This window comes from Burkholderia sp. Ax-1719, from assembly GCF_011753055.1.
In the GTDB taxonomy this organism is placed as follows: Bacteria; Pseudomonadota; Gammaproteobacteria; order Burkholderiales; family Burkholderiaceae; genus Paraburkholderia.
The window spans coordinates 105689-128087 of record NZ_VWWJ01000002.1 but is presented as its reverse complement, the minus strand read 5'-3'; the positions used below and the strand labels follow the sequence as shown (position 1 = coordinate 128087).

The window sequence follows — 22399 nt, the reverse complement described above, 5'->3', positions numbered from 1 at the left end:
ATCATGCGTATTTGCTGGATTCACCCGACAACAAAAGTGGCCGCTCTCGAACCGGTCTGGAACATGCTCGAAACGGAGATTCCTCCGCTACTCTCGCCGGGATCCTCGGTAGCGTTCCGCTACACACGTCATAGCGCGGATTTCACTCGTTCGCTCTATGCCGAACATCTGAACAGCGTTGCGATGATGGACGAAGCGATCGCCGCCGCGAGCGACGGCTTTGACGGCGTCTACTTCGGCTGCTGGAATGATCCCTTGTGGGAGGCGCGAGAAGTACTCGATATTCCTGTGGCGTCGGTGGGCGAGCAATCAATGCTGGCAGCGTTAGCGATGGGGCGGCGCTTCGCAGTCGTCACGGTGTCCGAGAAAACCGCCACGGCTATAGAACGAGATATCACGCTCTATGGCCTGCGCGAGCGCGCAATCATTCGGCCTGCCCGATCGATTGCCCCGGAATCGGACGCGGCACTACTATTGGGTGCTGTCCGCGACCCAGGGCAATCCTTCATTCCTCGTTTCGAGGCCGCGGCGCGCCAATGCATTGCCGATGGTGCGGATGTGATTCTGGTTGGCTGTGCATGGTACGGGCCGCTGCTGAGGCGAGCAGGTTACACGCGCGTTTCGGGAACTGACGTTCCGGTTATCGATTCAACGACAGTCGCGATTAAATATCTTGAAGCGATGATCGGCATAGCCAGATGTACATCTGCCATCAAATCAGGAGCCGCGCCATTTAGCACCCCAGACCAGGAAAAAATCCGACGCGCACGTGCTGCGCTCGGCATGCCGCGAAACATTGCTGAAACGTGGCCATGATGCGGGTCCAGGAAACTCCGTCTTATGACGATACAGATTCTATCTGTTCACGGTGTGATGCCATGAGCTGCGATTAGCGTAGTTCGCATTAAATGTGTCACTGCTCCGCCAATAGCAGCATCACGACGATTCAACGACACACAAACCCTGACGCGATCGACGGAAAACCTGCCATACTCGCCCGCATCTTCGAGCCGCCATGCGGGAAAATGACCTATGAGAAAGACTGCCAGTCGGAATCGGGTATTCGCTCACCTTCAACGACTCTTGATGTCTGGCGCATTGGTCGCTTCGCTGGTGGGATGTGCAGGCATCACGAAAGAGGAACCGCCGAGCGCAACGGATCTCCACGAGACCATCGTCAAGGTCCCGGTCGACGAGGGCAATCACACCCGCGACATTGTCGCGACCACGTATATGCCGGACGGTCCCGGTCCCTTTCCGTTAATTGTGTTGAGTCACGGCAGCCCGCCCGATCCGCGCGATCGATGGAAGGTGGGCCGCTATCGTGAATTGCCGCAGATCCGCACGTTCGTGCAACTGGGCTTCGCGGTGATCGTGCCGATCCGCCGGGGCTATGGTGCAACAGGCGGTATCGACGAGGAAGATGCCGGCTCCTGCCAAAACCCCAACTACACCGCTGCGGGCGAGCAGGCCGCGCGCGATGTTCTGGCAGCCGTCAGATACGCACAGACATTGCCCACGGTGGATCGCAGCCATGTCGTTCTCGTAGGTCAGTCAGCGGGGGGATTCGCGTCTCTCGCAGCCGCCAGCTATGCGCCGCAAGGATTAGTGGCGGTCGTCAATTTTTCGGGCGGCCGCGGCGGCAACCCGTCGAAGCATCCGGGGATGCCATGCGATCCACAGCAGATGGCCGAAACCATCGCGCACTTCGCCACTACAACGCGCGTGCCGGTTCTCTGGCACTACGTTCAAAACGATAAATACTTTGCGCCTGATGTGGTCGCGACATGGTTTGCGGCATTTCAGGCGGCAGGCGGTCACGGGCAAATGATCGTCGAACCGCCCTTCGGCACGAACGGCCATGGCATGTTCGCCGTCAAGGACGCGATCCCGATCTGGCTGCCGCATTTCGAGCAGTTCGTCACGCCGCTGGTTTCCAGATAACGCCTGATTCGCCAGCTCACATGACGCGGCTGCACGTCACTGCGCGTCACTGCGCGTCACTCGGCCGAACCGTTCCAGCCAGATCACTCGATAAAAGACGGGCTTACCTCAAATCCCAGCACCTTGCCCGCGATCTCTACCCACGCGCGGCCTCCCCTGCTCAAGTAGGCGGCGCGAGGACGCACCAGCGCAAGTTCGTAAGCAACGACGGGATCGACGGACACGACCGCCAGGCGGGTCGAGCGGGTCTTGCGGGTGATCGATTCAGGAAGCAGTGCGATGCCCATCCCCGACGTCACCATCGAGACGATCAGATCGAGGTGGCTGCTGCGGCCGGCAATCGATGGAATGAAGCCGCGCGAACGACAGGCTTTGTCGATCACGTCGTTGATCTTGAAGTCCTCGCTGAGGGCGACAAACGTCTCATGCGCGAGTTCGTCGAGGCTCACCTTCCTGCGCGTGGCGAGCGCATGCTCACGGTTGCAAAGCAAGGCCAGCCTGTCCTGCACGAAGGTCTGCGTCTGGAAGGCATTTGCGTCGACCGGCAGCATGGCTGCGGCGATCTCGACGCGCCCGTCGGCAAGTGCACTTTCCAGTTGATTGCTGCCGTACTCGGCGATATGAAGCTGAATTCCCGGATAGCGGCGGCGAAACTCGGTGATCACATTGCCGAAAAACGTCGATCCCGTCATGGGCGGCAAGCCGATGCGCAGCACGCCCGTCACCATCGAGCGCAGGTCACGCAATTCGCTGACCAGGTTCTCTGCCTGCCGCAAGATTGTTTCGGCGTGCCGATACAACACTTCGCCCTCAGCGGTCAGCTTCACCCCACGCGGCTCCCGTATCAGCAGCGTCACCTCGAACTCTTCTTCGAGTTGACCGATGACCCGGCTGATTGCCGGCTGCGTCACGTGCAGCGTCGAACTGGCCCGACGAAAGCCATTTTGCCGAACCACCTCTGAAAAGTACCGCAGCGCCTTGATGTCCATCGAATTCACCTGATAACGGTTCGGCATCACTTCGATGATAACAAAGCATTTCCATTATCGTTTGCGCGCTTCGATACTGTGCTCACGCCAGCGTCGTTCACCCACGACACGGCACACGAACCCAATGCCGCGCACCCGCCGGTCAGCAAGATTCGAGGGAAAGCGGTCCGCCAACAGCAGGATCGCGCGCGGCATCGGGACCGCCCACACAATGGGCCGCACCATGCTGAACCGGAGTACGTATGTCTGCCAGTCCTGTTACCCGCATCCACGGAGCCAACGCTCGACGCGGGGCGGAAGTCCTCCTCGAAGTGCTGGAAAGCGAAGGCGTCGACTATATCTTTGGCAATCCGGGAACAACCGAACTGCCGTTGATGGACGCCCTGCTGCGCTATCCGTCGATCCACTACGTTCTCGCCCTTCAGGAAGCATCGGCGGTCGCCATGGCCGACGGTTACGCACAAGCGGCCCGCAAGCCGGCCTTTCTCAATCTTCATACGGCAGGCGGTCTGGGCCACGGCATGGGCAACCTGCTCAATGCCAGCGTTTCGCAGACCCCGTTGGTGGTGACTGCGGGGCAGCAGGATTCGCGTCATACGGTGACCGATCCGCTGCTCTTTGGCGACCTCGTCAAGATTGCCGAGCCTGCCGTCAAGTGGGCGCGCGAAGTCACGGATGCGGACCAGTTGCCCGTACTGGTGCGACGCGCGTTCCATGATGCCAACGCGGCGCCTGCCGGGCCGGTTTTCCTGTCCCTTCCCATGGACGTCATGGAAGCGATGAGCACGGTTGGCATTGCCGAACCCTCGATCATCGACCGCAGCGCCGTTGCCGGCTCGCTGCCGGCGCTGGCCGCAAAGCTCGCGGCCGTGCGTCCCGGCCGTCTCGCGATCATTGCCGGCGACGAAATCTACTGGAGTCAGGCGGCCCAGGAAGTGGTCGCGGTGGCAGAAGCATTCGGCGCACCGGTTTATGGGTCTTCGTGGCCCTCGCGCCTGCCGTTCCCCACTTCGCATCCGCTGTGGGCCGGCAATCTCCCGACCAAAGCCAACGAAATCGCTAACGTCCTGTCGAATTACGACGCCATTTTTGCGCTCGGCGGCAAATCGCTGATTACGATTCTCTATTCGGAAGGCTCGGCCGTCCCCACGGGTTGCGAGGTGTATCAGCTGACTTCGGACGTGAGGGACGTGGGCCGCACCTATGCGACGAAGCTGTCGGTGATCGGGGACGTGAAGGGATCGCTGCGGGCGTTCCTGCCGCTCCTTCAGGCGGAAACCGCAAAGCAGCAACAAGCCTACGCGGAACTCAACCGCGAGGCGGCCGCAAGCGACGTTGCTCGCCGCGCCTCATTCCAGTCGCTTGCCGACGACCAGTTCGATGCGAGCGTCACGACGCCACTGGTGGCGGCCCGTGAAGCGGTCCGGGCCATCGGACCCAGGGTGCCGATCGTCGACGAGGCGATTGCCACCTCCGTACACGTCCGCAAATTCCTCAAAAGCGATTCCGGCAACCAGTATTCGTTCATGCGAGGCGGCGCGCTCGGCTGGGCGATGCCGGCGGCGGTCGGCGCATCGCTCGGACTGGGCCGCGAACCGGTCGTGTGCCTGGTAGGCGACGGCGCCGCGCTCTATTCCCCCCAGGCGATCTGGACTGCGGCGCACGAGAAGCTGCCGGTCACGTTTGTCGTCATGAACAATCGCGAATACAACGTACTCAAGAATTTCATGCGCTCGCAGGCGCATTACGTGAGTTCGCAAACGGGCCAGTTCGTCGCGATGGAAATCAACCAGCCCGCGATCGACTATGTGGCGCTCGCACAAGGATTCGGGCTGCCGGCGCGCCGCGTGCATCAAGCCGGTGATATCGCTGGCGCCATCGAAGCGGGCATCGCAAGCGGCCGCGCCAATCTGATCGAAGTGATGATCAGCGCGTCCTGAGCCGCGCTGCGCGAGCGGGGTGCCCCCGGCCATCTTCGTCCTTGGCGCGCGATGGACTACTATTTTTGTAGCCTCGGTCGCTTTGCTTCCCCGAAGCCGGAATCTCATGAGCGCGCCCACACCGGCGCTCAAGATGCCGAGGCCCCTGCTCCCCTTGCCTTGCGCGTGCACTTTGTTTGTATCGCCCTGTATCCAGCCGACCGGTTGATACGCCCGTCGACACAAACCACACCTGCCGGACATAAACCGGATACCTCCCAGCGCTTCAATACTTCTATCGCCTGTTGAACGCCGTCTCGCCAAGGCACGCGCAACGGCACATTGAAAACCGCGGTCGATATTCACGACATCGAGTTGTTCCCGAAGCGAAATCCGGCGGCACCAAGCCTCGAATAACCCCTCGCATAGCCCCAGGAATCATCATGTCAGACAGCATCGTTCCACCGCTCCCTTCACGTCGCCGGTTTATGGGCGTCGCAGCAGCCGCCATCGCGGCGGGCTCCTTGAGTCAACTCGCGTTCGCAGAAGAAAGCTCGTCGATTACCGAAGTCGCCCCGGCGGCGGGCGGTGACGAGACCGCCATTCGGGCGCTTCGCATCCACGTACCGGAAGCGCAACTGGTCGATTTACGGCGGCGCATCAAGGCGACGCGATGGCCCGAGCGCGAGACCGTCAGCGACGACACACAAGGCGTCCCGCTCGCGCTGATGCAGCAGGTCGCCCAATACTGGTCCACGGGATACGACTGGCGCAAGTGCGAAGCGAAACTGAACGCGTTGCCTAACTTCGTGACCGCGATCGACGGGCTGGACATCCACTTCATTCACGTTCGTTCGAAGCACGACAACGCGATGCCCCTGATCGTCACGCACGGCTGGCCCGGTTCGGTCATCGAGCAATTGAAGATCATCGATCTATTGACCAATCCCACTGCCCATGGCGCGAGCGCGTCGGACGCATTTCATCTGGTGATTCCATCGCTGCCCGGCTATGGGTTTTCGGGAAAACCCACTACGACTGGCTGGGGACCGGAGCGTACCGCGCGCGCATGGGTCGTGTTGATGAAACGTCTGGGCTACGGGAAGTTCGCATCGCAAGGCGGCGACCTCGGCGCAATCGTTTCGCACGCCATGGCCAAACAGGCTCCGCCCGAATTGCTCGGCATCCACGTCAACCTTCCCGCCACCATTCCGCCGGAGATCCTGAAAGCGCTTGCCGACAACAGCCCGCCTCCAGCCAATCTTTCGGACGACGAACGGCATGCTTACGAGCAGTTGCGCAACCTGTCGAAGCGACGCGCCTACGCGCAGGAACAGGGCACGCGACCGCAGACGCTCTACAGCCTCGCCGATTCACCGGTTGCCCTGGCAAGCTGGCTGATGGACCATCCCGACGGGAATGGCCAGCCGGCGGCGGCGATAACGTCGGCCGTGTCCGGGAAGGGCCCGTTCGCAGGCGATCTCACGCGAGACGACGTTCTCGACGACATCACGCTCTACTGGCTGACGAACACCGGCGTTTCCGCGGCCCGCTTCTATTGGGAGTTCAGTTTCAACCCCTATGCGGCGGCGGATATATCCGTCCCGGCAGCCGTGAGCGCCTTTCCCGGCGAGAACTATCAGGCGCCGCGCAGTTGGGCCGAACGCGCCTATCACCACCTCATCTATTACAACCGCCCCGAAAAAGGCGGTCACTTCGCGGCATGGGAGCAACCCCGGATATTCGCCGAAGAGGTTCGCGCTGGTTTGCGATCCTTGCGCAACGCCTGACCTGCCGCCGATCTTTTGAAAGGATGTGACATGAACGAGAAAATTGCGGTCAACCGACGTCGATTCGTCACCACGACTGCGCTCGGCCTGGCCGTTGGCGCGCTCGCCCGGTTCAGACCTGCCAGCGCACAAACGGCTCAGCCTGCGCTCCGGAGAATTCCGCCGATCATTCCAGGCTCGAACACCACGTTTGGCGCGTTGAAGCAGATCCGGGCCGGCGAATTGAATGTCGGCTACGTGGATATGGGGCCCGCAACGGGTACGCCGGTCCTCTTGTTGCACGGTTGGCCCTACGACATTCACAGCTTCGTGGACGTCGCGCCGGCGCTCGCTGCCGCCGGTTACCGCGTACTGGTGCCGCATCTGCGCGGCTATGGAACAACGCGCTTTCTCTCCGACGCCACGCCGCGCAACGGCCAGCAAGCTGCCCTCGTGGCCGATGCGCTGAACTTCCTCGACGCGCTCAGGATCGATCGGGTCATTCTGGGAGGATTCGATTGGGGCGGCCGCACCGCCTGCGCGCTGGCCGCCCTATGGCCGCAGCGATGCAAAGGTCTGGTGGCCGCGAGCGGATACACAATCGCCAGTCAGGACGACCAGGCATTGAAGCCGATTGCGCCAAAGAAAGAGCGTGAATGGTGGTACCTCTACTATTTCGCCACCGAGCGGGGCGAACTGGGCTACCGCCAGTACACCCACGATTTCGTGCGCATGACGTGGGAACTGGCTTCTCCGAAATGGCAGTTCGACGATGCGACGTTCGAGCGCTCCGCTCCGGCATTCGAGAATCCCGATCACGTCGCCGTATCGGTTAACAGCTACCGCTGGAGACTGAAGCTCGCCCAGGGCGAAGCCAAATACGACGAGATCGAGCGCAAGCTTGCGACTCACCCCACGATAGGCGTTCCCACCATCACGCTGGAAGGTGACGCGAATGGGGCGCTGCATCCCGAACCCGCCGCCTACGCGAAGTACTTTACCGGTCGATACGAACACCGCCAACTCATAGGCGGCATCGGGCATAACCTGCCGCAGGAAGCACCGCAAGCCTTCGCACAGGCCGTGATCGACGTCGACAGTGCATAGGGAAGCGTGAAAGCAGTCGTCACTCGACCGAACCTTGCGCGGCGGCGTTGTCTCGACTGCGAGCCAGTCGGACGATCTGCGCAAGCGATGCCACGAGCAGAAGCACGGCAAGCCAGAGCGCATTGTCATGAAGCGCCCGCGTGCTCACGCCGCCTATCACCGCGCCAGCGAAGAAGCAAAAGCTCGCCATGCCAAGAAGCGATGCATCGTGAAGCGCGGCTCTGTCGTACCTGGGAATAAAGCCCTCCATCAATTTCTTTGCGGCGCGCCGCAGATTGCCTGTCGTCATGACCGATGTATAGGTCAGATTCTCGACATGGGTAAATGATAAGGTCTGCAAAGTGGCAACGAAGGAAATACCGGGAATGAGCCAGACGTCCGAGTCGCCCGCCAGCCCGCTTGCGGCGAACGCCAGAAAGGCAATCTCAAGCACCAGGCAGACCATCGCTGGACGACGGATGACGGGCGCGAGCGCATCGAGTCGCAGAAGATGAACGACGAATACCGCGAAGACGAACGCGATCAACGGCGGGATGTGCCGGGCCGCTTGCGCCCACTCGCCGGCCGCGACCTGAATGCCAAGTAGCGCGACGTTCCCAGTCATCGTATTCGCAAACACGCCCCCATGCCCGACATACGCGAACGCGTCCAGAAAGCCGCCCGACAACGTCAACAATGCAGCGACGAAGCGGTTACGACTGGCCGAATCCAGATCCATTTCCTCGACTCCAGTTTCTGATCGTTTCGCCAATATACTGGAGCATGCCGGTTTGCAAACCGTGGATGGATGCCGACGCCCGATACGCTGTGCGCGCCGCAGACAAACGACTCATCGTTCGATGTTCATGGTTCGGCGTCTCAGGCTGATTTTGCGCCGTCGACGTGGCGTCAGCGAGGCTACGTTTGCTTCAATGCAAGCTGACTCGCCCATTCAACACGCCAATACCGCTCCGGCGCACCGAGGTCGGCCGGTATGCGCGTTCCAAACGCACGCAACTGACTCGCATAGGCCTGCACGCTGAGCCGTTTCGTATGCTGTGCGCGCGCACTCGTGCGCGCGGGACACCACGCCTCATCAAGGCGCTCGGTTGACAATCCCATGTTTGCGAGATCAGCAAGGCGCTGATCGGTCAGATCGCGGGCGGTCCGATGAATCGCCTCTTCGTAGACGATACAGGACGTCATGCCTCGCGCGCGGAACAGCGCAAGCCACGCATCGGCTACACAACGATGATCGGGATGTCGTAGCCCCAGCGGCACGACGGGCGTTGCTCCTGGCCAACGCGCCAGTTCCGCTGCAATCGCGCGGGCAACGGTCTGCGCATTCGGAAGCGGCGCATATTGACCGTCGAAAAAGGCCAGCCTTACGCCGTGCGCTCCGCATAAGGCAAGCGCGTGCTCGTCTTCAAGGGTGCGCGCATGCATTGCCTGCGTCGAATCCTCGAAGCCCGCCGCCTCGTCCCACGGACGATGCACCGCGTTCGCCGGCGTGCCTGCGAACACCGTACAGACCACCGCCCCACGCCGCGCCGCGAGCAGCGATCCGCAACTGAACACGGCATCGTCGAGATGCGGTGATACGACGAAGAGCGGCGCGACCACGCTCGCAGACGCCATTGCTCATTCCTCCTGCGCCCAGCGCGCCAGCGTATCAGCGAACCCGCCGCGCACGCGTGCCTGCATGCGCGCGCTCGTCCTGACCCGGGGCGCGGCGCTCCATGCAATGGTCGCACCCACGACACGCAGCAAATCCACTAGCGCAACGTCCTCCCCGCACGCCAAGGGCGGAAAGCCCCCGGCGCGCAGATAGGCATGCGTGCTCACGCCCAGATTCGCGCCATGCACATGCCGATGCCCATCGGCGTCGCGATAACGCGCTCGCCACCGCTCGCGCAGCTGGCCTGGCGCCCCTTCCCAGTCGTCGACCTGTACCGATCCACAGACTGCATCCACGCCGAGCGCGAGTTGCGCGACGAGCCAGTCGTTTTCCACCCGGCTATCCGCGTCGGTAAAGGCAAGCCAGCGTGCCCCCTGTGCGATCAGGCGCTCAGCGCCAGCACGCCGTGCCACGCCGACATTCCTCACATCGACATGCAGCGAAGTGACTTCAAAGCCGCTCACAATGGCTTCCGATTCATCCGTGCAACCATCGAGCACCACGACAATGTTGACGGGCTCACCACGCAGACCAACGGCGTCGCGCGTTGCACAGGCTGCGGCAAGGCAGGAAGCCAGCAAGTCCGCTTCATTGTGAGCCGGTATGATCACGCCTATCATTTGCATTCCTGACTAAATAGATCGCCGCAATGTCCTGTGCCGCGCCCGACCGGTTACGGGAATACTTCTACTCTCTGCGTGCGGCCCAGAGTGCGCCCACCGCGAAACCCACTGCCACGGCTGCGCCCAGCACCATCAGCGGTTTCTCTGCGATTGCCTCACGCGCCACTGCCGCGGCATCCCCAACAAGTTGCTGGGACTGCCCGCACAGCGCTTTCGCCTTCCCGGAGACCTGCATCGCGGGATCGTCCAACACGGCCCCAACGGTCCCCTTCACCTCTCCTGCGAGCTGCTTGACGCGTCCTTCGGCACTGTTCGTATCCATAGCTACCTCTCCATAAATTTTGCGTTGAAGGCGATCATGGCCTTTTCCACGCGTTACTGGCGTTACTGGCAGCTCGCTAACGCACGACGCGTGCCCGCCAGACCGAAACCTTGCGCGAATCCTGCCCGGTAGCAATGCTGCTCAGCACACTTCGACAGCCAGGCACGCTGCGTGCGTGATCGACTTCGGCTGGCGACATCGGGTCGCCCATAACTGGAGAGCCATCATGAACAAAGATCATGTGAAAGGAACGGTCGAAAAGGCGAAAGGCAAGGTGAACGAAGCCGTTGGCCGCGCGACGAATGATCCCGCACAGGAGCTGAAGGGGGATCTTCAGCAGGCAAAGGGCGAAGCGCAAAAGAAAGTGGGCGACGCCAAGGATGCGGCGAAGAACGCCACGAAGCATCATTGAGTCCGGGCTCGGGTCCGTCTCCGAAAGGCTGACGGTCCTGCCTTCTTCGCCAATTTCTACCGATTTGCCCTCAAGCACAATCCGGTAGAGGGTGGATGAAATGCAAATTGATGCGGACAGAGCGCTTCCCCGCGATGCGACGCAGGCCGCCAGCGCGTCGGCGTCTTTCGATATCGGGAAATTGCAGTCGCACATCAGCGCCGCCCTTCACGGCCTTGATTTGCCGCTGGATGACGCGACGCTGCCTATAGCGGTTCGTCGCCTCGTCCAGCGCTGTCCGACGCTTCCCTCACCGGGCTCCGGCTGTACGCTCACGCGATGGCGCTTTCTGGCGTCACTTGCTGCACGGGACCTGCCTCTGGTGAAGCTCTATGAAGCGCATGCCGATGCGCGCGCGATTCTTTCCGAGCTGGGAGCGCCCTCTCCGTTCGCCGGGCGTGATGAATTCGAGATCTGGGGCGTCTGGGCTGCCCGCACCGCTCAAGGCGACTTGCGCATCGTTCGCCGTGAAGGTCAGGGCGTCTATCTCTGCGGAACCAAACCGTGGTGTTCCGGCGCTCAATGGGTTTCTCATGCACTGGTAACCTGTGTCGATCAGTCAGGCGCCCTGTGGCTCACGGCCATGCCGATGAAGCAGGCCGGCGTCCGCGTGAGCGAGCGCGGCTGGGAATCGCTCGGCATGCAGGTGACACGCAGCGTCGAGATTGACCTGATGGACGCGAAAGCTGTCCTTATCGGGTCCAGCAACGCTTACCTCGATCGTCCGGGTTTCTGGCAAGGAGGCGCGGGCATTGCCGCGTGCTGGTATGGCGCGGCCGCGGCACTTGGCGCGCGGATCCGGGAGGCGGCGGGACGTCGCAGCGATCCTCACCTGCACGCGCATCTCGGTTCGGTCGATATCGCGCTATCTGCGGCCCGGGCCCAGTTACGCGCCGCCTCTGCCAGCATCGACTCGCTGCCAGACGCAGATGCAAGAACACTCGCGCTACGCACGCGCGGCGTTGTCGAAAGCGCGGTGGAAAACGTCTTGAGAGCGGCCGGTCGCGGTCTGGGCGCAGGGCCTTTGTGCAAGGATCGCTGGTTTGCGCACATGTGCACTGACCTCGCAGTATTCGTCCGCCAGAGTCATGCCGAGCACGATCTCGAATCGCTCGGTTGCGCACTCGCCTCGTCAAACGAGGCATGGCAATTGTGAGCGATGAGCTTTCGCCAGCGATCCAACGCGCTGCCGCACAGTTCGATGCCAAATACGCCGATACAGACGATCCCTGGCGTTATCGCACCAGTTGGTATGAATCGCGCAAGCGAGCAATGACGCTCGCAGCGCTTCCGCGCAGCCGATATGGCCGGGCGTTCGAGCCGGGCTGCGCGAACGGAGAACTGTCTGCCGCACTGGCGACGCGCTGCGACCATCTGTTGTGTGCGGACTTCGCGGCCAACGCCGTGGCAATCGCCTCCCGGCGTCTGGCCGAATTCGAGCATGTCGAAGTCCAGAGGATGGCCGTTCCGCAACAATGGCCAGGCGGATCGTTCGATCTGATCGTGATAAGCGAATTCGCGTATTACCTGAAAAAATCGCAATGTCGCACACTGGCGCAGCAGACCTGCGCGTCGCTTGACGCGAACGACGGCGCCATCGTGTGTTGCCATTGGCGTCATGGTGCGCACGATTGCTGTCTGGACGCAGACTCAGTCGATCAGCTTTTTTCACAAGCCGCTCGCGCGAACGCTTTACATCTCGCAACACGCGTTCAAGATGCCGATTTTCTTCTAAGCGTATGGACGACGCACTCTGCTGGCGTTGCAGAGCGCGAACCCATCTACAGCGCGACTGGCTGACATTGCCGCCGCCAGTGCGCGTCAGGCCTTCACAACCGTCAAACCCGCTTCTTCGAACGGGCGCGTGAGTTTCGCAGCCGCGCCCGTATCGACAACGAGCGTTTGTGCCATGTCCAGTCCGCCGATGCGGAATTGCGAGGCCGTATTGAGTTTCGATGCACAGGCGAGTACCACGGTTTCTGCCGCGCGCGCTGCGAGTGCGCGTTTTACATAGGCTTCCTCATAATCGCCCGTGCTGAAGCCTGCGCTCGCATGCACGCCGGTTACACCCATGAAGTAGAGATCGGCATGAATGTGCGACATCGCCTCGATGGCCGCCGCGCCCACGCTCACCACCGAATGCTTGTAGAGACGCCCGCCGATCAGCACGACTTCGACGCCCGGATGCGCGGCCAGCGCCACCGCAATGCTCGGACTGTGCGTAACGATGGTGGCCGTGAGATCGGGCGCGATGCACTGCGCCAGCAAGGCGCTGGTAGTGCCGCCATCGACGATCACTACCTGCCCCGGCTCGATCATGCTGGCCGCCTTGCGCGCGACACGCTGCTTGGCCGCCACGTCCATGTCCTCGCGCGCGGCGAGCGGCGCAACCGCCGCCGAAGCAGGCAATGCGCCGCCGTGTACGCGCTGCAGACGCCCTTCCGCCGCCAGTTCGCGCAGATCGCGCCGCACCGTGTCTTCGGACACGCCGAATGCCGCGCTCAGATCGCCGGCCAGCACCTGGCCGTCACGTTCGAGGGCGTCGAGAATCGCTTTTTTTCTTTGGCTTGTGAGCATGGCTGAGGATGAACGTTGCACGCGACGAGCAGCGCGGTCCGCCTGCCGCGGACTGCGCATGGCGTTGCTTATGGCGCTGCTTAGGGAACTGCACGAATTTTCTTGAAACTGCACGAGTCTGCACGTTATCATGCGCTGGCCGATGTGTCGATAGGCGTCGCCCTGCGCCGACTAATCGCTGCGTCGCCCTTCACCCTTCCGTCTGGAGACGCCGTGATTACCACTCAGGACCGCATCCGCATCGTCGATACCACCGTTCTCTCGGACAATTGGTACGTCCTGCGCAAAGTCACCTTCGACTACCTGCGCCGCGACGGCAGCTGGCAACGGCAGAGCCGCGAAACCTACGACCGCGGCAACGGCGCCACCATCCTGCTGCACAATCCCGCCACCGGCAACGTGGTGCTCACCCGCCAGTTCCGCATGCCTGCCTTCGTCAACGGCCACGACGGCATGCTGATCGAGGCCGCCGCCGGTTTGCTCGATCAGGCCTCGCCCGACGAACGCATTCGCGCCGAAGTCGAAGAGGAGACGGGCTATCGCGTGCGGAATCTGCGCAAGGTGTTCGAAGCGTTTATGAGCCCGGGTTCGGTGACGGAAAAGCTCTACTTCTATCTGGGCGAATACGACGCTTCTACGCGCATCGGCAAGGGCGGCGGCATCGCGGAAGAAGGTGAGGATCTGGAGGTCATTGAAATACCTCTCGACGAGGCGCTGGCGGCGATCGAACGCGGGGACATTGTCGATGGGAAGACCATCATGCTGCTGCAACACCTCGCGCTCGTTCGACAGTCGCAAGGACGCGCGTAGCAAACATGCCGCCTTCCCGGGTCGGGCTGGCGGCAACCCGGCCAATTCCCGACTCTTGCTAATTCATCAGATAACTCACGGGCAACGCATCAGGCGATTGAAGAGTATTTGAACGAAACCCTTTTCTCTTTTCCAATCCTCTGATACGATCACGGCCCTACGTAGGGGAGTCGCCAAGCTGGCCTAAGGCACCGGATTTTGATTCCGGCATTCGAAGGTTCGAATCCTTCTTCCCCTGCCATCCCATTCTCCCGGTCCACGGATCGAGCAGCCGCTTCGGCCTTCGCCGAACATCGCTTTCCCAAGTGCATCAACCGCGAAATACGCTCCGCGATCCGGACCCCGTGGACGCAGCGCGCCGCCGGCCGCGAGTTGGTACACAATGCCGTCCATGAACATGCAATCTGCGGATATTCCGATGCTCAATGAAACCGAACTGCGCGATCAGTATGCGCATCTCCAGCAGCGCGCGTTGCGCCTGGGCTCGCACGGACAGTCGCGGATCGATCAACTGGCCGCGGCGATGCAGTCGCCGCCGAAGGATCGCGCCGACGAATATCTGCGTCCCCTGAAAGGCGCAACCGACGACGCCATGGCCGCCGTCCTCAGCTACCACCGCGCGCTGCCCTTCCTCGAAACGGCGAACTCGCTGATCGAAAGCCTCGCGAAACCTTCCCCCTCCGCCGATGACGAAGAATGGCGCGACCAGTTGCTGTTCCGTCTCGCCGAAGTGCTGGAGGTTGCCGCCGATTTGATCTCGGAAGGCGAAGCACACCAGGAGCGTGGCGCAGGCGTGGAACTTCCAGGCAGTTTTTTGTGATCGTGACAGGGTCGCGGCGATCCGTTGCGCGTGAGCGGCGCGAGGCTCACCCGCCCCGTTTATCGCTGTATGGCCGCGTTCACGTCGCGTGATATTATTCACACGCGAACTAAATATCGACCCTATCGACCCATCCCGCACGCGCTCATGAAGCACCGCCTCGTCTATTTGCTGAACGTCGGACAGCGCCGGCTGCAACGCTGGACCCAGGAACGCGCGGACGGCAGCGGTGCGACCGCTGCGCAGGCTGGCCTGCTGTTTTTTCTCGGCGAACACAACGGCTCGCTGATGAGCGAGGCCGCCGCGGCGTTGGATCTGGGGGCGCCTGGCATGAGCGGCCTCGCTGCCCGGACAGAAAAGCTGGGCTTTATCGAGCGTCGCGCCGACGAAACCGATGGGCGCATCTCACGCCTGTGGCTCACGGAGGCGGGCAAGTCGGCCCGCCAGCGCTCGAAGCTACGTATGAAAGACTTGAACGCCACGCTGACCGATGGTTTTACGGAAGCGGAAATCGACATCGTGGCGCGCTGGCTGGGCAGTCTGCAAAACAAGTTCCCCCTCGCCGACGATCGCGACGCTTAAAGCCTCTGCCACTCACACGGCATCGATCAATGCTGTGAGATTCGCGAAAAATCCGGCTTGCGCTTTTCGGCGAAAGCCAGGAATGCCTCCCTCGCCTCAGCGCTGCTCAAGCGCTCCTCGAACTTCTCCGTTTCACTGTCCATTTTCGCAATCAACGTCTCGGCGTTACGCATGAGCCATTTCATTGCGGAAAGCGAGCCCGCGGGTTTGCTGGCGATTTTCTCCGCTATGCGACGCGCTTCGGCGCGTAGTTGATCGCTCTCGCAGATCCTGTTCGCCAGGCCCCAGGCCAGCGCGCTATTCGCATCGATCGGCTCGCCCAGCGCGAACATTTCGAAGGCGCGCACGTGGCCGACCCGCAGGGGCAGCAGGTAGCTCGACGCCGCCTCGGGCACGAGCGCGAGGTTGGCGAACGGCGTCATCAATTGCGCGTCCGGCGCGAGCAGAACGTAGTCGCAGTGCAGCAGCATCGTCGTGCCGATTCCCACGGCCTTGCCATGAACCGCAGCGACGAGCGGGACCGTCGATTTCGCCAGCGCGCGCAGGAAACGATGCACATGTCGCTCCTCGGGACCTTTTCCCACGGCAATCGCGGCGAACTCGCCCACATCGTTGCCAGCGGTAAAGATGTCGCCGTCTCCTTGCACGAGCAATACACGGATCGCGCGATCCGCTTCTGCGCTTTCGATGAGATCGGCCAGCGCGCCGTACATGGCATTCGTCAGCGCATTCTTTTTGTCCGCCCGGTTCAGCGTAATCGTCAACACGCCATTGGCCTGCTCGACACGGATTTCCGCAGTCATCGCTATCTCCTGATGGTTTAGTTCGCGTGCGAAGTATACAAGTGATTCGCATGCGAAGTAAACCGATGGGCAGGTCTAGAGCGCCAATACGCGCCGCGAGCCTGGGCTTGCCGACATGCAAGGCGAGCGGATCGACGCTCCGCATGTGGGAAAATCCGCCAATGAATCGCGCAAAGAACCCGCGCGCACGACGAGCGTGCGCTGCGGGACGCGTAACGGAGACACGATGGATAGTGTAGAAAACGCCCGCGCATTCCTCGCGGTGGCCGAAGTCGGCAGTTTCGCGGGCGCCGCATTGCGGCTCAATCTCGCGCCATCGGTGGTCACCAAACGCGTGAGTGCGCTCGAAAAGGAACTCGGCCAGTTGCTGTTCCAGCGCACCACGCGCAGCCTGCATCTCACCGCCGGCGGCCGCGACACGATCGTACGAGCACGCGATTTTCTCGCCGCCTACGAGCGCATGATGCGCGGCCCGGACGAAGACGACGGTTCGCGCCTGACCGGTCGCCTGCGAATCAAGGCGCCTTCGTCGTTCACGAATCACTTCCTGGGCGCGATGTTCAACGACTTTTTCCGCGACCATCCCAAGGTCGATGTCGAACTTCAACTGACCAATCGCCCCGTCGATCCCGTGGTCGAGGGCTTCGATTTCGTCATCTCCGGTTTGCCGGTAGCCTACGACGGCGTCGAGGATTTCCCGCTGTGTCCCTTCAAGCGGCACGTCTACGCTTCGCCCGCGTACCTCGCGCGCCACGGTGAACCCGCGCATCCGTCCGAACTGGCCACGCACCGCTGCCTGCGTTATTCGTACCTCAATCCGGCCGGCACCTGGAGTTTCGTCGAGCCGGGCTCGGGCGGCGTGATCGACGTGGCCGTCAACGGCGCGTTCGCCACCAACGATATCGACGCCATGCACCGCGCGACGGCCGACGGCCTGGGCATCGCCGTGCTGCCGCGCTACCGCGCGCGGGCGGGCGTACAGGCCGGCGATCTCGTGCAGATTCTCTCGGGCTTCGAGCTGCCGGACTTCTGGGTCAAGGTGCTGCGCCCCGCCGGACACAGCAATCCGAAGGTCTTTCACGCGCTGCTCGACCATCTGACGCGCGGCCTCGCCACGCTGGTGGAAGGTGACGGCTATCTCTGACGTACGGCCTGCGCTCCGCGCACCACCATCCTTTCCAAAAAACGCGTTCTGAAGTTCCCGATCGATGCTGTTTCCCGCCAGCCGTTTCGCGGACTATCTCGCCGACGGACGCGACGGACGAACCCCGCCCTCGCGCCGGACATAAAACGAGAGGAGACAGCGTTGAGACAGTGGATGGCCTATGTGCCGCTGGCCGTGTGCGCCGCGGCAGCACACGCGCAGAGCAGTGTGACCTTGTATGGCGCGGTGGACAGCGCGCTCACGTGGAGCAGCAATCAGGGCGGCAAGGCCGCATGGCAGACCTATAGCGGCGGCCGCGCGGGCGATAAATGGGGCCTGCGTGGCGTCGAGGATCTCGGCGACGATCTCAAGGCGATCTTCGTGCTCGAATCGGGCTTCAGCATCGAAACGGGCGCGGCGCAGCCGTCGAATACCTTGTTCGGCCGTCAGGCTTACGTGGGCCTGAGCGGCAAGCTGGGCAATGTCTGGCTCGGCCGCCAGTATTCGATGACGAACGACTATTTCGTGCCGCTGAGCACCAGCGTGATGTTCGCGGGCGGCCTGGGCGCGCCGCTCGGCGACATCGACGGATCCTGGAATTACAACAAGATCAGCAACGTCATCAAGTACGAAACGCCGGTCTGGCACGGCTTCAATGGCAGCGCAATGTTCAGTCTGGGCGGCACGGCAGGCGACTTTTCGCAAAACCGCGTGTACGGCTTTGGCGCGCAATACGCCAACGCGGGCCTGACGATCGCAGGCGCGTACATGAACATGCGCACGCCAGCCACGTCGATCTACGGCGCCAGCGCGGCGCCGGTGGCCGGCGCGGCCTTCTCGAACCCGGTATCGAACCCGATCTTCTCGAACTACGTCAGCGCGGCCAGTCAGCAGGTAGCGGGCGGCGGCGCGCGCTACGTCTGGGGTCGCTCGCAGATCGCGTTTTTGTACGACAACATCCGCTTTCTCGACATCACGCGCACGGCGTCGAATCCGCGCGCCCCTGCCAACGCCGCCTTCAACGACTATCAACTGACCTACGGCTTCAACGTCACGCCCGCCGTGATGCTGGGCGCCGCGTTCCAGTACAGCATCGCGCCAGGCAGCCGCTATCGCACGGCTTCGGTGGGCGGCGCGTACCTGTTGTCGAAAGCGACCTACCTTTATGGCATCGGCATCTGGCAGCACGCGAGCGGCATCGATTCGACCGGCCATGAAGCGGTCGCGGATCTGTTCGGGCTTTCGCCGTCGAGCAACGCGAACCAGGGCGCGGTGCGCATTGGCTTGCGGCATCTGTTCTGAGCGCTGTCCAGACTAATAAGCAAAGAGGAGACATCACAGTGAATTCACCCCATCTCGCGGGCGGCGCGCATCAGACCGACGTGCAGACTTTCATCGACGAGCGGCCGCTCAGCAGCTTCCAGACCCTCGTGATCGCGCTGTGCTTCCTGACCGTCGCCATCGACGGCATCGATATCGGCCTAGCCGCCTATATCGCGCCTTCGGTGCGCGCCGAATGGGGGCTGACGGTGACACAGCTCGCGCCGATCTTCCTCTCCGGCCTGATCGGCATGATGGTGGGTTCGCTGGTGTTCGGGCCGCTCGCCGACCGCTATGGCCGCCGTCCGGTGATGCTCGCCTCGGTGGCGTGCTTCGGCGTGGCGACGCTGGCGAGTCTCATCGCCTCCAATGTGGCTGAATTGTCGGCGCTGCGCGTGCTCGCGGGCATCGGCATCGGCGGCGCCACGCCCACGGCCGTCACGCTGACCGCCGAATACGTGCCCGCGCGCCGCCGCCTCACGCTCATCACTGTGATGCTGTGCGGCAATTCGCTGGGCTCGGCGTTGGGCGGCGTGATTGCTTCGCAGGTGATCCCGCGCTTTGGCTGGCACGCAATGCTGGTCATCGGTGGCGGTGTGCCTTTGCTGCTGCTCGTGGCGCTGTGGGCGCTGTTGCCGGAATCCATGCGCTATCTCGCGCTGCGCCGCCCTGAACGCACCAGCGACCTCTTCGCGCTCGGCCAGCGCATTGCGGGCGGCGCGCTCGAAACCGCCACGCGCTTTGTTGCGCTCGAATCGCGGCCGGGCCGCGCAGCCGTGCGCGAACTGCTGGCGCTGCCGTATCGACGCGGCACGCTGCTGCTCTGGATCACGTTTTTCATGGGCCTTTCCGTGCTGTTCCTGATGGCCAGCTGGCTGCCGACGATCATCACGCACTCGGGCGGCTCGATGCGCGCCGCCGCGCTCACCACGGCGCTGTGGTCGGTTGGCGGCACCACGGGCGGCCTGCTGATCGGGCGCGTCATGGACGGCAGCCAGCCCAGCCGCGTGCTTGGCGTCGCTTATCTGTGCGCGTGCGTGGCCATCTGCATCGTCGGCCAGGCTTATGCAACGCCGCTGGTCGCCGCGCCCTTCGTGTTCATCGCGGGCATGTGCATCAGCGGCACGCAGGTAGGCGTCAACGGCCTTGCCGCCACGCTCTATCCCACAGCGATGCGCGCGACCGGCGTGGCGTGGGCGACCGGCATTGGCCGCTTCGGCTCGATGCTCGGCTCGGCGGTCGGAGGCTATCTGCTGTCTTCGGGTCTGAGCTATAGCGTGCTGTTCGCGATTGTCGCGATGCCGGCAGTGGTCGCCGCGCTCAGCATGTTCGCCATGCCGCGCCGCGCGGCGGCCCCGCTCGCCGCGCGCGCTGCCTGACGATTTTTCGCGATTTTTTCGATAAACGGAGTTCACTTGATGGCCCTCTTCGGCTGCGCGTTTCTCGCGCTCTGGAACGATGTCGATGCCGATGTCGAGGCGCAATACGAGCGCTGGCACACGAACGAGCACGTGCCGGAACGCGTGGGCATCCCTGGCTTCCTCGCAGGCCGGCGCTATCGTTCGGACGCCGCCGGGCAGCCGCGCTATTTCACGCTGTACGAAGTGGCGGACGCGGTGGTATTCGATTCGGCTGCGTATCGCGATGTGATCGACCGTCCGACGCCGTGGTCCGCCGAAATGCGCCCGCGCCTGCGCAGTGTGGTGCGCGCGACTTGCACAACGCTTGCCGCGATGGGCGACGAATCACAGGACCGCGTCGCGCTGGCCTGCGCGCGTTTCTCGTGCACGCCGGATGCGCAACCTCAGACCGAAGCCTTGCTCGCTGCGTGCGCAGGCCTTGCAGGCGTGCGCTCGGTGAGGATCGGCAATGCTCTGGAATCCATTCCGCAGGCCTTCCAGCAATGGTCGAAGAGCGCTGCGCCGACTCACGTGCTGCTGATCGAAGGCGACGACGAAGGCGCGTTGCGCGCCGCGTCTTCCGGGATTGCAGCGGCCATCGCCGTGTTTGGACACGCACGCGAAGCCGCGATCATCGACGCTTACACGCTTGTATTCAAGATCGCGCACGCCGAAGTCGACGACTCGCTGCGACGCGCACCGCCCCCGCTTACTATTGACGCAAATTCAGGACATTGATGATGCAGGCATTACAGAAAACCACCGCCGCTTTCGGGCTCGAACTGCGCGACGTCCCCGCTCCCGGCGCACCCGCCGATGGCGAAGTGATCGTTGAAGTCGCCGCTGCCGGCATCTGCGGCAGCGACGTGCATATCTACGACTGGTCGGGCGGCTACGACTTCCTCAAGTCGGCGTTTCCGGTCACGATCGGCCATGAATTCGCGGGTTGTGTGGTGGAGACCGGCGGTAACGTCAGCGCCGTCGCGATCGGTCAGCCCGTGGTGGTGATTCCCTCAGTCGAATGCGGCGTGTGTGAGGCGTGCCGCTCGGGGCGCGTCGATGCGTGCCGCGACCGTCGCGGCATCGGCATGCTGCGCGATGGCGGCTTTGCCCGCACCGTGCGCGTGCCCGCCGCAAACTGCCTCACGTTGCCCGCGGATATCGACCTGGGCATCGCGGCGCTGGGCGAGCCGCTGTCGATCGCCATGAGCGCGGTGAAGACCGCCGAAGTCGCGCCCGGCGACCGCGTGCTGGTGATGGGACCCGGCACGATCGGCCAGGGCATCGCACTGCTGGCCAGCGTGCGTGGCGCGAACGTCACGGTTGTCGGTTACGACGATGCGGACCGACTCGAAACGGTGCGCGCACTCGGCATCGATCAGACCTTCGATCTGCGCGACCATGCGCTCGACCAGGTCAAAAAACTCACCCAGGTCGATGAATTCGACATCGTGATCGAGGCAACCGGCGTGCCCTCGACCGTGCAGGCCGGGCTCGACTGCCTGCGGCCGTCGGGCGTGTTCGTGATCTGCGGCATCCACGGCAAGCCGGTCAGCTTCGATGCGGCGAAGCTCGTGCGCAATCGTCATCAGATTCGCGGCACCTATCGCGCAACGCGTGCGACGTGGGCGGAAGTGCGCGATTTCGTGGTCGCGCACCAGGCGCGGCTGGCGCCGATGGTCACGCATCGCCTGCCGCTCGCGCAAGCCATCGATGGCTTCGAGATGGCGCGCAACAAGATCGGCTCGAAGATCCTTCTGTTGCCGTAACGGCTCGCTCGTCGGGGGCGCGGGCGAGACCGGCGGGCGCCGATCCTGCAGGCCGCCCGCTACAATCGAAGGCTCTCCCCGCCTATGGAATCCGCATGTACATCGTTTCGCTGACCTATACCGCATCGCTCGAACGCATCGACGACGCGCTGCCCGCACATCGCGATTTTCTCGATGCGCAGTTCGCCGCTGGACTGTTCATCGCAGCGGGTCCCAGGATGCCGCGCGACGGCGGCGTCATCATCGCGTCGAACATGGAGCGCGAGCGCCTCGATACGATCCTCGCAAGCGACCCGTTTGCCCAGCAAGGGCTCGCCGATTACACCGTTACGGAATTCAAGGCCACGCGTCTTGCGTCAGGCCTGAACCTGCCGCGCCCCGAAGCGCAGTAAG

Annotated in this window: 24 protein-coding genes and 1 tRNA gene; 18 read left to right on the top strand and 7 right to left on the bottom strand. The window is 62.9% G+C overall.

Annotation, left to right across the window (positions count from 1 at the left end; translation table 11 throughout):
• The first annotated feature begins 3 nt into the window (after positions 1 to 3).
• Positions 4 to 816 (top strand): aspartate/glutamate racemase family protein, encoded by an 813-nt coding sequence (locus tag F3J17_RS05630; RefSeq protein WP_167054737.1) that lies wholly within the window; start codon positions 4 to 6, stop codon positions 814 to 816.
• Between the two features lie 216 nt (positions 817 to 1032).
• Positions 1033 to 1944 (top strand): alpha/beta fold hydrolase, encoded by a 912-nt coding sequence (locus F3J17_RS05625; protein ID WP_167054736.1) that lies wholly within the window; start codon positions 1033 to 1035, stop codon positions 1942 to 1944.
• An 83-nt stretch (positions 1945 to 2027) separates the two neighbouring features.
• Here the strand turns inward: F3J17_RS05625 and F3J17_RS05620 are convergent, their stop codons facing one another.
• On the bottom strand, positions 2028 to 2933 hold the full coding sequence (locus F3J17_RS05620; protein ID WP_167054735.1) for a LysR substrate-binding domain-containing protein: 906 nt from the start codon (positions 2931 to 2933) through the stop codon (positions 2028 to 2030).
• A 242-nt stretch (positions 2934 to 3175) separates the two neighbouring features.
• Between F3J17_RS05620 and F3J17_RS05615 the strand changes: the two genes are divergently transcribed.
• The 3 genes from F3J17_RS05615 (at position 3176) to F3J17_RS05605 (ending at position 7728) form a co-directional block, all read left to right on the top strand.
• Complete coding sequence (locus F3J17_RS05615) at positions 3176 to 4873, top strand: thiamine pyrophosphate-binding protein (protein ID WP_167054734.1); 1698 nt, start codon at positions 3176 to 3178, stop codon at positions 4871 to 4873.
• A gap of 422 nt (positions 4874 to 5295) precedes the next feature.
• Positions 5296 to 6642, top strand: coding sequence for an epoxide hydrolase family protein (locus tag F3J17_RS05610; protein ID WP_167055520.1), 1347 nt, complete (start codon positions 5296 to 5298; stop codon positions 6640 to 6642).
• A gap of 30 nt (positions 6643 to 6672) precedes the next feature.
• Entirely contained in the window at positions 6673 to 7728 is a 1056-nt protein-coding gene (locus tag F3J17_RS05605) for an alpha/beta hydrolase (protein WP_167054732.1), read from the top strand.
• Between the two features lie 19 nt (positions 7729 to 7747).
• Here the strand turns inward: F3J17_RS05605 and F3J17_RS05600 are convergent, their stop codons facing one another.
• From F3J17_RS05600 to F3J17_RS05585, 4 genes are all read right to left on the bottom strand, one after another.
• Entirely contained in the window at positions 7748 to 8446 is a 699-nt protein-coding gene (locus F3J17_RS05600) for a YoaK family protein (RefSeq protein ID WP_167054730.1), read from the bottom strand.
• Between the two features lie 179 nt (positions 8447 to 8625).
• On the bottom strand, positions 8626 to 9345 hold the full coding sequence (locus tag F3J17_RS05595) for a PIG-L family deacetylase (protein WP_167054728.1): 720 nt from the start codon (positions 9343 to 9345) through the stop codon (positions 8626 to 8628).
• Between the two features lie 3 nt (positions 9346 to 9348).
• A complete protein-coding gene (locus F3J17_RS05590) occupies positions 9349 to 10005 on the bottom strand; it encodes a glycosyltransferase (protein WP_167054726.1) in 657 nt (218 codons plus the stop codon).
• A gap of 67 nt (positions 10006 to 10072) precedes the next feature.
• Positions 10073 to 10330 carry a CsbD family protein gene (locus F3J17_RS05585; RefSeq protein WP_167054724.1) on the bottom strand — a complete coding sequence of 86 codons (258 nt, stop codon included), beginning with the start codon at positions 10328 to 10330 and terminating at the stop codon, positions 10073 to 10075.
• A 226-nt stretch (positions 10331 to 10556) separates the two neighbouring features.
• Here F3J17_RS05585 and F3J17_RS05580 point away from each other — a divergent pair, with 226 nt between their 5' ends.
• From F3J17_RS05580 to F3J17_RS05570, 3 genes are all read left to right on the top strand, one after another.
• Complete coding sequence (locus F3J17_RS05580; protein ID WP_167055517.1) at positions 10557 to 10742, top strand: CsbD family protein; 186 nt, start codon at positions 10557 to 10559, stop codon at positions 10740 to 10742.
• 100 nt (positions 10743 to 10842) lie between these two features.
• The gene (locus F3J17_RS05575; protein ID WP_205194651.1) at positions 10843 to 11937 is read left to right on the top strand and encodes an acyl-CoA dehydrogenase; all 1095 of its coding nucleotides are present in this window, start codon (positions 10843 to 10845) and stop codon (positions 11935 to 11937) included.
• Positions 11925 to 12581: an SAM-dependent methyltransferase gene (locus F3J17_RS05570; protein WP_167055511.1), complete on the top strand. Its 657-nt coding sequence runs from the start codon at positions 11925 to 11927 to the stop codon at positions 12579 to 12581. The genes F3J17_RS05575 and F3J17_RS05570 overlap by 13 nt, the downstream gene beginning before the upstream one ends.
• Before the next feature lie 21 nt (positions 12582 to 12602).
• Here F3J17_RS05570 and F3J17_RS05565 read toward each other — a convergent pair whose 3' ends face one another.
• Positions 12603 to 13358 carry a DeoR/GlpR family DNA-binding transcription regulator gene (locus F3J17_RS05565; protein ID WP_167054722.1) on the bottom strand — a complete coding sequence of 252 codons (756 nt, stop codon included), beginning with the start codon at positions 13356 to 13358 and terminating at the stop codon, positions 12603 to 12605.
• Between the two features lie 213 nt (positions 13359 to 13571).
• Between F3J17_RS05565 and F3J17_RS05560 the strand changes: the two genes are divergently transcribed.
• From F3J17_RS05560 to F3J17_RS05545, 4 genes are all read left to right on the top strand, one after another.
• Positions 13572 to 14168 (top strand): NUDIX domain-containing protein, encoded by a 597-nt coding sequence (locus F3J17_RS05560; protein ID WP_167054720.1) that lies wholly within the window; start codon positions 13572 to 13574, stop codon positions 14166 to 14168.
• 163 nt (positions 14169 to 14331) lie between these two features.
• Positions 14332 to 14409 (top strand) — tRNA-Gln (locus tag F3J17_RS05555).
• 150 nt (positions 14410 to 14559) lie between these two features.
• A complete protein-coding gene (locus F3J17_RS05550; protein ID WP_167054718.1) occupies positions 14560 to 14988 on the top strand; it encodes a hypothetical protein in 429 nt (142 codons plus the stop codon).
• Between the two features lie 147 nt (positions 14989 to 15135).
• On the top strand, positions 15136 to 15570 hold the full coding sequence (locus F3J17_RS05545; RefSeq protein WP_167055509.1) for a MarR family winged helix-turn-helix transcriptional regulator: 435 nt from the start codon (positions 15136 to 15138) through the stop codon (positions 15568 to 15570).
• A 26-nt stretch (positions 15571 to 15596) separates the two neighbouring features.
• On the opposite strand, the gene F3J17_RS05540 is transcribed toward F3J17_RS05545, so the two are convergent.
• Positions 15597 to 16373 (bottom strand): enoyl-CoA hydratase, encoded by a 777-nt coding sequence (locus F3J17_RS05540; RefSeq protein WP_167054716.1) that lies wholly within the window; start codon positions 16371 to 16373, stop codon positions 15597 to 15599.
• A 226-nt stretch (positions 16374 to 16599) separates the two neighbouring features.
• Here F3J17_RS05540 and F3J17_RS05535 point away from each other — a divergent pair, with 226 nt between their 5' ends.
• The 6 genes from F3J17_RS05535 to F3J17_RS05510 all read left to right on the top strand — a co-directional run bounded on the left by F3J17_RS05535 (position 16600) and on the right by F3J17_RS05510 (position 22398).
• Complete coding sequence (locus tag F3J17_RS05535) at positions 16600 to 17517, top strand: LysR family transcriptional regulator (RefSeq protein ID WP_167054714.1); 918 nt, start codon at positions 16600 to 16602, stop codon at positions 17515 to 17517.
• Between the two features lie 162 nt (positions 17518 to 17679).
• Positions 17680 to 18819: a porin gene (locus tag F3J17_RS05530; protein ID WP_167054712.1), complete on the top strand. Its 1140-nt coding sequence runs from the start codon at positions 17680 to 17682 to the stop codon at positions 18817 to 18819.
• Positions 18820 to 18857: 38 nt separating this feature from the next.
• Complete coding sequence (locus tag F3J17_RS05525) at positions 18858 to 20216, top strand: MFS transporter (RefSeq protein ID WP_345891140.1); 1359 nt, start codon at positions 18858 to 18860, stop codon at positions 20214 to 20216.
• A gap of 39 nt (positions 20217 to 20255) precedes the next feature.
• Entirely contained in the window at positions 20256 to 20975 is a 720-nt protein-coding gene (locus F3J17_RS05520) for a DUF4286 family protein (protein ID WP_167054710.1), read from the top strand.
• Entirely contained in the window at positions 20975 to 22006 is a 1032-nt protein-coding gene (locus F3J17_RS05515; RefSeq protein ID WP_167054708.1) for an alcohol dehydrogenase catalytic domain-containing protein, read from the top strand. The genes F3J17_RS05520 and F3J17_RS05515 overlap by 1 nt, the downstream gene beginning before the upstream one ends.
• 95 nt (positions 22007 to 22101) lie before the next feature.
• Entirely contained in the window at positions 22102 to 22398 is a 297-nt protein-coding gene (locus tag F3J17_RS05510; RefSeq protein WP_167054706.1) for a YciI family protein, read from the top strand.
• Position 22399 lies beyond the last annotated feature (1 nt).

What these genes read in the sequence shown, in the direction of transcription:
- F3J17_RS05630 (WP_167054737.1), top strand. Translation starts at nt 4, where the DNA reads ATGCGTATTTGCTGGATTCACCCGACAACAAAAGTGGCCGCTCTCGAA.
- F3J17_RS05625 (WP_167054736.1), top strand. Translation starts at nt 1,033, where the DNA reads ATGAGAAAGACTGCCAGTCGGAATCGGGTATTCGCTCACCTTCAACGA.
- F3J17_RS05620 (WP_167054735.1), bottom strand. Translation starts at nt 2,933, where the DNA reads ATGGACATCAAGGCGCTGCGGTACTTTTCAGAGGTGGTTCGGCAAAAT.
- F3J17_RS05615 (WP_167054734.1), top strand. Translation starts at nt 3,176, where the DNA reads ATGTCTGCCAGTCCTGTTACCCGCATCCACGGAGCCAACGCTCGACGC.
- F3J17_RS05610 (WP_167055520.1), top strand. Translation starts at nt 5,296, where the DNA reads ATGTCAGACAGCATCGTTCCACCGCTCCCTTCACGTCGCCGGTTTATG.
- F3J17_RS05605 (WP_167054732.1), top strand. Translation starts at nt 6,673, where the DNA reads ATGAACGAGAAAATTGCGGTCAACCGACGTCGATTCGTCACCACGACT.
- F3J17_RS05600 (WP_167054730.1), bottom strand. Translation starts at nt 8,446, where the DNA reads ATGGATCTGGATTCGGCCAGTCGTAACCGCTTCGTCGCTGCATTGTTG.
- F3J17_RS05595 (WP_167054728.1), bottom strand. Translation starts at nt 9,345, where the DNA reads ATGGCGTCTGCGAGCGTGGTCGCGCCGCTCTTCGTCGTATCACCGCAT.
- F3J17_RS05590 (WP_167054726.1), bottom strand. Translation starts at nt 10,005, where the DNA reads ATGATAGGCGTGATCATACCGGCTCACAATGAAGCGGACTTGCTGGCT.
- F3J17_RS05585 (WP_167054724.1), bottom strand. Translation starts at nt 10,330, where the DNA reads ATGGATACGAACAGTGCCGAAGGACGCGTCAAGCAGCTCGCAGGAGAG.
- F3J17_RS05580 (WP_167055517.1), top strand. Translation starts at nt 10,557, where the DNA reads ATGAACAAAGATCATGTGAAAGGAACGGTCGAAAAGGCGAAAGGCAAG.
- F3J17_RS05575 (WP_205194651.1), top strand. Translation starts at nt 10,843, where the DNA reads ATGCAAATTGATGCGGACAGAGCGCTTCCCCGCGATGCGACGCAGGCC.
- F3J17_RS05570 (WP_167055511.1), top strand. Translation starts at nt 11,925, where the DNA reads ATGGCAATTGTGAGCGATGAGCTTTCGCCAGCGATCCAACGCGCTGCC.
- F3J17_RS05565 (WP_167054722.1), bottom strand. Translation starts at nt 13,358, where the DNA reads ATGCTCACAAGCCAAAGAAAAAAAGCGATTCTCGACGCCCTCGAACGT.
- F3J17_RS05550 (WP_167054718.1), top strand. Translation starts at nt 14,560, where the DNA reads ATGAACATGCAATCTGCGGATATTCCGATGCTCAATGAAACCGAACTG.
- F3J17_RS05545 (WP_167055509.1), top strand. Translation starts at nt 15,136, where the DNA reads ATGAAGCACCGCCTCGTCTATTTGCTGAACGTCGGACAGCGCCGGCTG.
- F3J17_RS05540 (WP_167054716.1), bottom strand. Translation starts at nt 16,373, where the DNA reads ATGACTGCGGAAATCCGTGTCGAGCAGGCCAATGGCGTGTTGACGATT.
- F3J17_RS05535 (WP_167054714.1), top strand. Translation starts at nt 16,600, where the DNA reads ATGGATAGTGTAGAAAACGCCCGCGCATTCCTCGCGGTGGCCGAAGTC.
- F3J17_RS05520 (WP_167054710.1), top strand. Translation starts at nt 20,256, where the DNA reads ATGGCCCTCTTCGGCTGCGCGTTTCTCGCGCTCTGGAACGATGTCGAT.
- F3J17_RS05515 (WP_167054708.1), top strand. Translation starts at nt 20,975, where the DNA reads ATGATGCAGGCATTACAGAAAACCACCGCCGCTTTCGGGCTCGAACTG.
- F3J17_RS05510 (WP_167054706.1), top strand. Translation starts at nt 22,102, where the DNA reads ATGTACATCGTTTCGCTGACCTATACCGCATCGCTCGAACGCATCGAC.